The following is an 11,174-nucleotide window of genomic DNA, read 5'->3' as shown; positions in this document are numbered from 1 at the left end:
GGCGATGGCGTTCGGGGGGCGGAAGTGCTCCGCCTGGCTGTTGCCGCCGATGACGTAGGTGTGCGTGTTGACGCAGATGTTCCAGGCGTTGGTGGCGATGTCCCGGTAGCGGGTGGTGCCGGTGGCCTTGTACTCCCGGGCGGCGCCGATCCATTTGGGCACCTGGGTGTTGGCGTGCAGCCCGTTCAGCCGGTCCTGATTGGATGCCAGCGGGTCGAACACCGCGCCGTGGTCGAAGCGTTGCGCGGCGGTGAGCCATCGCGAGTCGCCGGTCTGGAGGTAGAGGTCGGACAGTACGGCATTCATGCCACCGAACTCGGTCCCCAACACGGACTGCATCTGCTGGCCGCTCAGCCGACCGGTGCGCCAGTCGACCCATCCGGCCAGGCCCAACAGCACATCGCGAGCTTGCGTGCTGCCCATATGGCGCCATACGTCCAGCAGGCCGGCCAGGGTCTTGTGGATGACGTAGTACGGCACGTTGCCGTTCGACAGGGTTCCCGCCTCGAGAGCGCTGAAGTCGGACTCGGGAAAGCCGGACAGGTACCCGCCGTTGAACCCCACGGCGCCATTGTTGGCCTGGCACTTGGCCAACTCTGCCACCATGTGGACAGCCTTGTCCCGGCACGTGGTGTCCCCCGTCACGGCATACACCTGCGCCCACGCGGTGAGGAAGTGCCCCTGCACGTGGGTGCGGAAGGGGAACGTCGGCCCGTCCCAGCCGCCGTTGGAGGCGGCGCCATGGGTGGGCAACCGGTGGTTGGCCCGGAAATTGTACAGCAACCGGTCGGCATCGACGAACCGCAGGTAGTTCCGCGTACGGTTCTGGTTGTCCAGCCATCGGCTCGCGGTCAACCGGACCTGACCCCGCCCCGGCCTCCCGCGTGTCCGGTCTTTCCCGGTTCGTTGATCGGGTGGGGGCGTGGGCGGAGCGGAGCGGCTTGGCCGAGGGACGGTGGAGCAGGCCGGAGAGGATTGCGCGGTCGCGGTGCCGTCGGCTCGACCGCGTACGACTACCGCGACACCTACCTCTCCGCCAGGGGGTGACGACAGCCGGACAGCGCGCCGCCGACGGCGAGCAGGTGCCGCGAAGCCTCCCTCGCGGTCCCCCCACACCCATACGGAACTCGCCCCGCGGGTAGCACATCGGCGCCACCCGGGACACCTCGGCCTCGGCCATCAGAACAGTCCGAGCTGCGGGGACCCCGCCCTGGCTGTCGGGTTCAGGCCGGGTACGGCAGGTCGGCCTCCGAGGTGCCGGCGGGCCGGGTGTGCACGGTTGCGTTCGGGCCGCCGATCCGCAGCAGCCACGGGTGCGGGCTGTCGGTGGTCACATACAGGTGGTCGCCCCGGCGGCGCAGGTGGAAGCGGGCCGTCTCACCGGGGCCGTCGGTGCTGGGAATCACCACGGTGCGCTCGGCGCCGTCGGCGAAGGCGTGCACCCGCAGTTCGACGCCGTCCGCCCAGGCGGAGACCGGGTGCTGGTCGTCGGCGGCCAGCGCGATGACCGAGTCCGGGCGGGCCAGCAGCGGCAGGGTGTGGAAGCCGTGCTGCTCACGGGCCCAGCGCGGACCGGTGACCTGCGCGCCCGTCAGCACATTGGTCCAGGTGCCTTCCGGTACGTAGTACTCGACTGTGCCGTCGTCGGCGAAGACCGGGGCGACGAGCAGGTCGTCGCCGAGCATGTACTGCCGGTCGAGGGTGGCGGCGGCCGGGTCGTCGGGGAACTCCAGCACCATGGCGCGCATCACCGGGACACCGGTGGTGTGCGCCTGCTGCGCGACGCGCTGGAGGTACGGGGCGAGGCGGTGCTTGAGCAGGGTGAACTCGCGGGTGACGTCGACGGCCTCCTCGCCGTAGTCCCACGGCACGCGGTACGACTTGCTGCCGTGCAGGCGGCTGTGCGAGGAGAGCAGCCCGAACTGCACCCAGCGCTTGAACACGGCCGGGGTCGGGGTGCCCTCGAAGCCGCCGATGTCGTGACTCCAGAAACCGAAGCCGGACAGGCCGAGGGAGAGTCCGCCGCGCAGCGACTCGGCCATGGCGTTGAAGTGGGACTCGCAGTCGCCGCCCCAGTGGACCGGGTACTGCTGGCCGCCCGCCGTGGCGGAGCGGGCGAACAGCAGCGCCTCGCCCTCGCCTCGCTCGGCGCGCAGCAGTTCGAAGACGGCCTGGTTGTAGAGGTGGGTGTAGTAGTTGTGCATCCGCTCGGGGTCGGAGCCGTCGTGCCAGACGACATCGGTGGGAATGCGCTCGCCGAAGTCGGTCTTGAAGCAGTCCACGCCCTGGTCGAGCAGCGTCTTCAGTTTGCCGGTGTACCAGTCGCGCGCGGCCGGGTTGGTGAAGTCCACCAGGGCCATGCCGGGCTGCCACAGGTCCCACTGCCAGACGCTGCCGTCCGGGCGCCGCACCAGGTGGCCCTCGCGCATGCCCTCCTCGAACATCGCCGACTTCTGCGCGATGTACGGGTTGATCCAGGCGGAGATCCGCAACCCCTGCTGCTTGAGCCTGCTCAGCATGCCGACCGGGTCGGGGAAGGTCTCTGCGTCCCATGCGAAGTCGGACCACTGGTAGGCGCGCATCCAGAAGCAGTCGAAGTGGAAGACGCTCAGCGGGATGCCGCGCTCGGCCATGCCGTCGATGAAGCGGCCGACCGTGGCCTCGTCGTAGTCGGTGGTGAAGGACGTGGTCAGCCACAGGCCCAGTGCCCAGGCAGGCGGCAGGGCCGGGCGGCCGGTGAGCGCGGTGTAGCGTTCCAGGACCTGCTTCGGGGTCGGGCCGTGGATGACGAAGTACTCCAGCGACTGGTCCTCGACGCTGAACTGGACCTGGCCGACCGACTCGGAGCCGACCTCGTAGCTGACCTTGCCGGGATGGTTCACGAAGACGCCGTATCCACGGTTGGTCAGATGGAACGGGATGTTCTTGTAAGCCTGTTCGCTGCTGGTGCCGCCGTCGGCCTGCCAGATGTCCACACTCTGCCCGTTCTTGGCGAACGGGGTGAAACGCTCCCCCAGGCCGTAGACCAGCTCTCCGACGTCCAAGGAGAGCTGGCCGAGCATGTAGTGGCGGCCCTCGGCGTCGGTGACGAAACCGGTGCCGCGCTCGCCGGCGGAGGTCAGCACGCGTCCGCCGGCGGTGAACTCGAGCAGCCACGGCTGTTCCGTATCCACCCGCAGCGTCAGTTCGCCGGAGGACAGCTCCAGCACCGCTCCGTCCCGGCGTACCTTGCCGGCGTCCGCACCGGCGCCGGGCAACGCGAACTCCGGTCCCCGGCGGACCGATCCGGCATGGTGGGTGGTCCGCACGCCGATGATTCCCTCGGCCGGGGACCAGCACTCCACCGTCAGTAGCGGGCTGTTGAGGGTCTGCCCGCGTCGGCTCACGTGTTTCACGGGTGCGTACAGCGTCATCCGGTGGTCATCGGCGCGGATGTCGGCGACCTCGGTGGCATAGCGGGCGGTGCAGCCCGGACGCATCAGCCAGTATCCGTCTGTGAACTTCATCGGGCAGGTTCCTCCGTCCGCGCGCGGTGCGCGGTGATCAGCCCCCGGTACCAGTGGTAGCGGTCCTTGGGGGCGTGGTTCAGGGTGTCGTAGTCGATCGTCGCGATGGTGTGCGCTGGAGAGCCGGTGGTCCCCGCGCCCGAACGGTCCGGGCGAGGAAGATCAGGTCGAACGCAGGTCTGAAGAAGCCGAGCCCGGCACCGAGCCTTCCGGTGCCGGACTCCTGTGCGGCGACTCCCGCGCACATGGGGTCGATGCGGACCTCAGACGGAGAAGGTGACGCGCGCGAGCCGCACCGGGCCACGCAGTCCGAGGCGGACGTCGTGCACACCGGCCGCCACGACGACGGGGACGCTCGCCGTGGAGTAGTCGTAAGGCCCGGCCGTACCCGGGGACAGCGTGAGCACTGCCAGTACCGGACCGTCACCCAGCGAGAGTTCGACCGTGCCCTCACCCGCGGCCTCCACCGTGATTCCGGCAGCTCCCTCTCCGAAATCACAGTCACGGAACACCAGCTCGCCCCCCACGCCGGCCACAGGGGCGACGGAGTCACCGGACGTCTTCGCGCGGTCCACGATCTCCGTGTCGCTCTGGTCGTCAAAGTCCGCGGCGTCCAGGCCGCCCACCATGACCGGCCGGGGGACGGACGGCTCGCCGTCGAGGTCGACGGTCCGGACCAGGCGGATGTCCTCGCTGGACGCTCCGACGAGGATCTCGTGGAGGCCCGGTGTCACCCGCTGACGCCCCTGTGCCACGTCCCAGAACGCGAACGCCGACATCGGCACCCGGAAGGCAATCTCCGTGACCTCGCCGGGCGCGAGCGTCACACGCTGGTGCGCGGCCAGTTCCCTGCGGGGCCGTGGCACCGACGGCTCCATGGCCCGGGTGTAGAGCTGGGCGACCTCGTCCGCGGTGACGTCACCGGTGTTGCCGACCGTGAAGGACACGTGCAGTGTCCCGTCCTCGACGCGAGTCGTGAGACCTTCGTAGGAGAAGGACGCGTACGACAGACCGTGGCCGAACGGGAAGAGAGGCGTGCCCTCGAAGTAGAGGTACGTCTGGCGGCTGCCGATCACGTCGTAGTCGAGGAGGTCGGGCAGGTCGGAGTCGTCGGCGTACCAGGTCTGCGGGAGGCGGCCGGCGGGGGAGACGTCGCCGGCCAGGATCCGGGCCAGGGCGCCGCCGGCCGCCTGGCCGCCGTGGGCCGTCCACAGCAGCGCCGGCACCTCCGCGTGGTCGACCGCGTACGGGTACGCCGACACCAGCGCCAGCACCGTGTTCGGGTTGGCCGTGCGGGCCGCGCGCAGCAGGCGCTCCTGGTGGCCGGGGAGGGCCAGGGTCGTACGGTCCTCGGTCTCGCGTCCGTTGATGTGCGGATCGTTACCCGCGACCACCAGGACCACCTCCGCCTGCGAGGCGGCCCTGCTCACCGCGTCCTCGCCGCTTTCGACGACGACGACCTCGAAGATCTCCCCGTTCCCGTCGGCGACCTTGAGGCCATCGGCGGCGACAGAGATGGGGTGCCCCGTACCGATGTGCCGAAGAAGGTACCCGTTGTCGTGCGGTTCCAGGCGGAACGTCTCCTGGACGACCCAGCCTCCGGGCTGGTCAGCGGAGGCTCGGACATGACCGTCCTCGGCGACGGAGAGATAGCGGCCGTCGGGGGCGCGCAGGGTCAGCACGCCCTCGCCCCAGTCGATGAGGGAGAGCTCGGTGCCGGTCGCGTCGGTGGTGAGCGGGGGCAGGTCCGTCCGGCCCGCGAGCAGGGCCGGGTCGAGGGCGCCTTCGGCGCCGCGAACCTCGTCCTCGGCGTCCGCCTCGGGCACGTACAGGAAGGTTCCGGCCGAGGTCTTCAGCAGAATCCGGTCCGCGCCCTCCGCGAACTGCACGCGCTCCGAGCCGAACCGCTCGCGCAGGCCCGCCAACGGCGTGCAGCGGTGCAGAAGCGTGCCGCTGTACCAGTCGAGCTTGCACTCGTCGGCGAGCAGGCCGACCACGGCGAGCCGGGTGTCCGGGGCGAGCGGCAGCAGGCCGCGGTCGTTCTTGAGCAGCACGACCGCCTGCTCGGCAGCCTCCTGGGCGAGGGCGCGGTGGGCCGGGGTGTCGAAGTCCGTGGTGAGCGCGTGCGGGTCGTACTCCGGGTCGAACTCGCCGAGGCGGAAGCGGACCGAGAGCTGGCGGCGGACCGCCGCGTCGATGTCGGACTCGGTCAGCAGGCCCCGCTCCAGGGCGCCGCGGACCCGTCCGGTGATCTGGGAACTGTCGGTGCCGTGGTCGGTGAAGCTGTCGACGCCGGCCCGCAGCGCGGCGGCCGTCGCCTCCTCGTGGGTGTCGAAGTAGTGCTCGGAGTCGACCAGATTGGAGGGCGCGCCCGCGTCCGAGCAGACCAGCAGCTCCTCGTCGGTCCAGGTGCGCAGATGTTCGCGCAGATATGGCGAGACATGGTTCGGGCGGCCGTTGACCAGGTTGTACGCCGGCATCACACCGGCCACGGCACCCGCCTCGACCGTCTCGCGGAAGGCGCGCAGGTCGTATTCGTGCAGGACGCGCGGGCGGACTGAGGAGGACGTGACGTCGCGGCCCGTCTCGTTGTTATGGGCCAGCCAGTGCTTGAGGACGGGCGCGGTGCGCCAGTAGGTGGAGTGCTCGCCGCGCAGGCCGTGCGTGTAGGCGGTGGCGATGGCCGAGGTGAGTTTCGGGTCCTCCGAGTAGCCCTCCTCGTTCCGGCCCCACAGAGGGTGGCGCAGCAGGTTCACGGTCGGCGCCCAGGCGTTCAGCCCCACGCGGTCGTCGCGGGCGCGCATCGCCCGGACCTCCTTGGACACCGCCTCGCCGACCCGTCGTACGAGATCCGTGTTCCAGGTCGCGCCCAGGCCCACCGCCTGCGGGAAGACGGTGGCCGGACCCATCCAGGCCACGCCGTGCAGGGCCTCCTGGCCGGTGCGGAACGCGGCGATGCCGAGCCGCTCCACGGCAGGCGCGAACTGGTGCAGGAATCCGATCTTCTCGTCGAGGGTGAGCCGCGGCAGAAGGTCGTCGATGCGCTTCACGAACGGCAGTTGCCGATCGCGGAAAGGCGGAGTTGGCGGCGTGTGTGCGGTCACTTGGGGATCCCCTTGCGGTGGAGCGGTGAGGCGCTTTCGAAGCGCTTCGATGCTCAGTCGACCCGGGGGTGGGTGTCAAGGCACCCCGACGCAATATCTCCGACTCCTGACCGTTATTCAGGTGAGATCTGGGTGCGGTCGGGTCCTCTACACCTCGGAGGAATCTTGGAATCGACTCTTGTGCGCCCTCATACCTTCACTTAACCTCGCAGCAACATCGAAGCGCTTCGACTGCGAGGGCGCCCACCTGTGGGGTGGGTGTGCCTCGGTAAGTGGTCGGAGGACTGCTTCAGCTCAGCCAGTTCCACTAAGGACACTACAACCGACGGCCCACCGCCGGGTGTCCAGGTGCGCCATGAAGGGTTGACGCCAATGACGCCGAATGCCGCCTCCACCTCCTCAGGACCCAGCCGGAGAAGCTTCCTCGCCTCCACCGCGGTCGCCACCGCAGCGGTGGCCGGTGGGATGCCGCTGCTCACCGCCTGCGGCGGTTCGGACAACGGTTCGCGAGAGGGTGCCACGTCGGGCAAGGCCGCAGACAAGCTGATCCCGACGTACGTCGTCAGCACGGTCGCCAAGCCGGACCTGCCGTCGAAGAACGGTTCGTCGGCCGGCTACACCAGCAAGGTCGACATCGCGGCGCTTGCCACCTCGGTCCCGGACAAGCTCGGTACCGGCGCTCCCATCAAGATCATGTCGCCGTTCTGGGGCACCCCTCCGAAGCCCGGGTGTGCGTACTACAAGGCGGTCGACGCGGCGGCGGGCACCAAGGTCACCTGGCAGAACCAGGACGGCACCACCTACGGCGAGAAGCTCGGCGCCGTCCTCGCCTCCAGCTCCATACCCGACATGGTGGTCGTGCCCAGCTGGGAGCTGGTGGGCAAGATCTCGAACGCGGTGACCGCGAAGTTCATGGACCTCGGCCCCTATCTGGCGGGCGACAAGGTCAAGAAGTACCCGAACCTGGCCGCGATCCCCTCCGACTCCTGGCGGATGGGCATCTTCGGCGGCGCGCTGCGCGGCATCCCGATGCCCGGCGCCGCCGCATCGTTCGTCGTGCCCTACTACCGCAAGGACATCTTCGACAAGAAGGGCTACACCGTACCCAAGTCGCCCGAGGAGTTCCTCAGCTGGGCCAAGGACGCCACCAGCGCCAAGGCCAAGGTGTACGCCTGTGGGGACAACATGACCTGGGTATCGGCGGGCATCTTCGGCGTCCGCCCCTCCGGGCCGCTCGGCTGGAACATCGGGGACGACGGCAAGCTGACCTACCGCATCGAGCAGCCCGAGTACCTCGAGGCCCTGGAGTGGACTCGCAAGCTGTTCGACGCCGGCGTGGTCCATCCCGACGACAAGGCGCGCACCGGCGACTCGGGCCAGCGGTTCACCGCCGGACAGATCCTGGTCTACCCCAGCGACGCCTCGGCCTGGTACGTCAAGACCGCCGAACAGGCGAAGTCCAATCCGGACTTCAAGATCGAGGGCATGGACTACTTCGGCGTCGACGGCGGCAACCCGAAGCTGTGGGCGTCCTCGCCCGCCGGCATCTGGTCGCTGATCCGCAAGGGCGCCTCGAAGGAGACCGTGGAGAACGCGCTGGCCGCCGCCAACTTCGCGGCAGCGCCCTACGGCACCAAGGAGCGGATGCTCTGCGACTACGGCGTCGAGGGCACCCACTACACGGTCAAGGACGGCGTCCCGATCAAGAACGATCAGGGCAACTCCGAGGTGATCAACGCCTGGGTGATGCTGGCCGCCCCGGCTCCCTACTTCGCCCACCCCGACTTCCCCGAGGTCGCCCGCAAGCAGACCGAGTGGCAGCAGCGGATGGGGGCCTTCATGAAGAAGACGTCCACGTACGGCATGAACATCGTCGAGCCGACCCGCTACGCGAGCCTCGCCAGCCAGTTCGAGCAGCTGGAGCTCGACTTCGTGCGCGGCCACAAGAAGCTGTCCGATGTGCAGCAGGCCATCTCCACCTGGAAGTCCTCCGGTGGCGACAAGCTGCGCGACTGGTACAAGAAGCTCCTCGACAAGAACGGCAGCGGCAACTGATGTCGCTCACGGCCGGGAGCCGGCCCGACGGGGCCCGTCCCCCCGCGGCCGTCGAGGAACCGACGGCCGCGGTCGCCGCCGCGGCGGGGAAGGACCGGGTGCCACGCAGGACGAGCAAGGCCGGCAAGGCGGGCAAGGTCCCCATGCGGATCCGGCTGCGCCGCGACCGCGCGCTCATCCTGATGACCTTGCCCGTCATCGTCCTGCTCCTCCTCTTCAATTACGTCCCCCTGCTCGGCAACGTCGTCGCCTTCCAGGAATACGACCCGTACGTCTCCAGCAACGGCATCACGGCGATCTTCCACAGCTCCTGGGTGGGCGTGGAGCAGTTCTCGCGGATGTTCGACGACCCGCTGTTCTGGAGCGCCACGAAGAACACCATCGTCCTGTTCGTGCTCCAGCTGGTGCTGTTCTTCCCGGTCCCGATCGTCCTCGCGCTGGTCATCAACAGCGTGATCCGGCCCCGGGTGCGGGCCGTGGCGCAGGCGATCATGTATCTGCCGCACTTCTTCTCGTGGGTCCTCGTGGTCACCGTGTTCCAGCAGATCCTCGGTGGCGCGGGCATCATCGCGCAGACCCTGGAGAAGCACGGGTGGAGCGGCTTCGACCTGATGACCAACGCGGACCTCTTCAAGTATCTGGTCATCGGGCAGGCCGTGTGGAAGGACGCCGGCTGGGGGATCATCGTCTTCCTCGCGGCCCTGTCCGCCGTCAGCACCGACCTGTACGAGGCCGCCGCCATGGACGGCGCGGGCCGCTGGCGACGCATGTGGCATGTCACGCTGCCCGCGCTGCGCCCGGTGATCGCCCTGCTGCTGGTCCTGCGGGTGGGCGACGCGCTGAGCGTGGGATTCGAGCAGTTCCTGCTCCAGCGGTACGCGGTCGGCGCGGGGGCCAGCGAGGTCCTCGACACGTACGTGTGGAACATGGGTATCCAGAACGGCGACTTCAGCTATGCGGCCGCGGTCGGCCTCGTCAAGGGAGTCATCGGGGTGTGTCTCGTCCTGGGCGCGAACAAGGTCGCGCACCTGCTCGGCGAGCAGGGGGTGTACAAGAAGTGAGCCTCAACACGCAGCTCATCCGCAGCCTGAAGGCTCCCGCCCGCCCCGCCTGGGAGGAGCCGCCGAGCAAGGTCGGACTCACCGCCAAGAGCGGCTTCCTCCTGCTCTGCTGCCTGGGGGTGCTCGGTCCGCTGTGGATCGTGATCGTCACCAGCCTCTCTCCCAAACCCGTGATCGACCGGGTCGGCGGCCTCGTCGTGATCCCCCAGGGCATCACCTTCATCAACTACACCGAACTGCTCAGCGGCGGCCAGGTCAGCCGCGCGATCATGGTCTCGGTCGGTGTCACGCTCTTCGGCACGCTGTTCTCGATGACGGTGTCGGTGTTCGCGGCCTACGGCCTGTCCCGGCCAGGCAGTCTGGGGCACCGCTTCTTCCTGATGACCATGATGGCGACCATGTTCTTCGGAGCCGGGCTCATTCCGACGTACCTTCTGGTGCAGTCGCTGGGTCTCACCGACAGCTATCTGTCGCTGGTCCTGCCGAGCGCGGTCAGTGTCTTCAACATCCTCGTCCTGCGGGCCTTCTTCATGGGGATCTCCCCCGAGCTCACCGAGTCCGCCCGCATCGACGGGGCCAGTGACCTGCGCATCCTGCTGACCATCATCTTGCCGCTGTCGCGCGCGGTGCTGGCCGTCATCTCCCTGTTCTACGCGGTCGGCTACTGGAGCGCCTGGTTCAACGCCTCCATCTACCTCACCGACCAGGAGATGATGCCGCTCCAGAACGTGCTCATCCAGCTGGTCCAGAAGAACACCCAGGCCCCGACCGGCCTGCAGCAGGCGGTCCACACCGGACAACTCTCCGCTCTGGGGCTGCAGATGGCCGTCATGGTCCTCGCGCTGATCCCTGTCGCGGTCGCCTCCCCCTTCGTCCAGCGGCACTTCAAGAAGGGCATGCTCACCGGAGCCATCAAGGGCTGAGCCCCCTGGGCTCCGAGTCCCGCCGTAGGTCCGGCCGTCGTGTGCCGCCCGCGGCTCTGCCGTGGCTGGTCGCGCAGGTCCCGGAGCCCCTGGCCCCAGCTCAACTTCTCCCTTCGTCAAGTCCGAGGTATGTCATGGGCACGTTTCACTTCAGCAGACGTTCCGTTCTTGCCGGTTCCGCTGCCGCCGCCGCGGTCTTCTCCCTGCCGACGGCTTCGGGGCAGGCGCAGGCGGCTGCTGCCACGGCCGTCGCGAAGAGCGGCTACCGGTGGCGCAGCGTCGTCATGGGCGGCACTGGTTTCATCACCGGCGTCCTCTTCCACTCCGCCGTCCGCGGCCTCGCCTACGCCCGCACCGACATCGGCGGCGCCTACCGCTGGGAGGACCGGACCGACCGCTGGATCCCGCTGACCGATCACCTCGGCTGGGACGATGTGAACCTGCTCGGCGTGGAGGCCATGGCCGTCGACCCGGCCCACCCGAACCGGGTGTACGTCGCCACCAACGGGCGCGGTGTGCAGTACG

At 68.9% G+C, this 11,174-nt stretch carries 6 protein-coding genes and 1 pseudogene; 4 read left to right on the top strand and 3 right to left on the bottom strand.

Annotation, left to right across the window (positions count from 1 at the left end; all coding sequences use genetic code 11):
• From ACWDSL_RS24115 to ACWDSL_RS24105, 3 genes are all read right to left on the bottom strand, one after another.
• A partial coding sequence (locus tag ACWDSL_RS24115) for a beta-L-arabinofuranosidase domain-containing protein (RefSeq protein WP_450488607.1) occupies window positions 1-855 on the bottom strand: 855 nt, incomplete at its 3' end.
• A gap of 368 nt (window positions 856-1,223) precedes the next feature.
• Window positions 1,224-3,506 (bottom strand): alpha-xylosidase, encoded by a 2,283-nt coding sequence (gene yicI / locus ACWDSL_RS24110; RefSeq protein WP_450488605.1) that lies wholly within the window; start codon window positions 3,504-3,506, stop codon window positions 1,224-1,226.
• A gap of 263 nt (window positions 3,507-3,769) precedes the next feature.
• Window positions 3,770-6,610: a glycoside hydrolase family 3 C-terminal domain-containing protein gene (locus ACWDSL_RS24105; RefSeq protein WP_450488603.1), complete on the bottom strand. Its 2,841-nt coding sequence runs from the start codon at window positions 6,608-6,610 to the stop codon at window positions 3,770-3,772.
• Window positions 6,611-6,982: 372 nt separating this feature from the next.
• Between ACWDSL_RS24105 and ACWDSL_RS24100 the strand changes: the two genes are divergently transcribed.
• From ACWDSL_RS24100 to ACWDSL_RS24085, 4 genes and pseudogenes are all read left to right on the top strand, one after another.
• Window positions 6,983-8,665: an extracellular solute-binding protein gene (locus tag ACWDSL_RS24100; RefSeq protein ID WP_450488601.1), complete on the top strand. Its 1,683-nt coding sequence runs from the start codon at window positions 6,983-6,985 to the stop codon at window positions 8,663-8,665.
• A complete protein-coding gene (locus ACWDSL_RS24095; protein WP_450488599.1) occupies window positions 8,665-9,726 on the top strand; it encodes an ABC transporter permease in 1,062 nt (353 codons plus the stop codon). The genes ACWDSL_RS24100 and ACWDSL_RS24095 overlap by 1 nt, the downstream gene beginning before the upstream one ends.
• The gene (locus ACWDSL_RS24090) at window positions 9,723-10,649 is read left to right on the top strand and encodes a carbohydrate ABC transporter permease (RefSeq protein ID WP_450488597.1); all 927 of its coding nucleotides are present in this window, start codon (window positions 9,723-9,725) and stop codon (window positions 10,647-10,649) included. The genes ACWDSL_RS24095 and ACWDSL_RS24090 overlap by 4 nt, the downstream gene beginning before the upstream one ends.
• A 134-nt stretch (window positions 10,650-10,783) precedes the next feature.
• A pseudogene (locus tag ACWDSL_RS24085) lies at window positions 10,784-11,149 on the top strand (1,4-beta-glucanase); the annotation flags it as partial.
• Between the last annotated feature and the right edge of the window lie 25 nt (window positions 11,150-11,174).

The sequence above is a fragment of the Streptomyces sp. NPDC000941 genome (assembly GCF_053599555.1).
The sequence above is the reverse complement of the archived record's forward strand: the minus strand, read 5'-3'. Positions and strand labels throughout refer to the sequence as shown.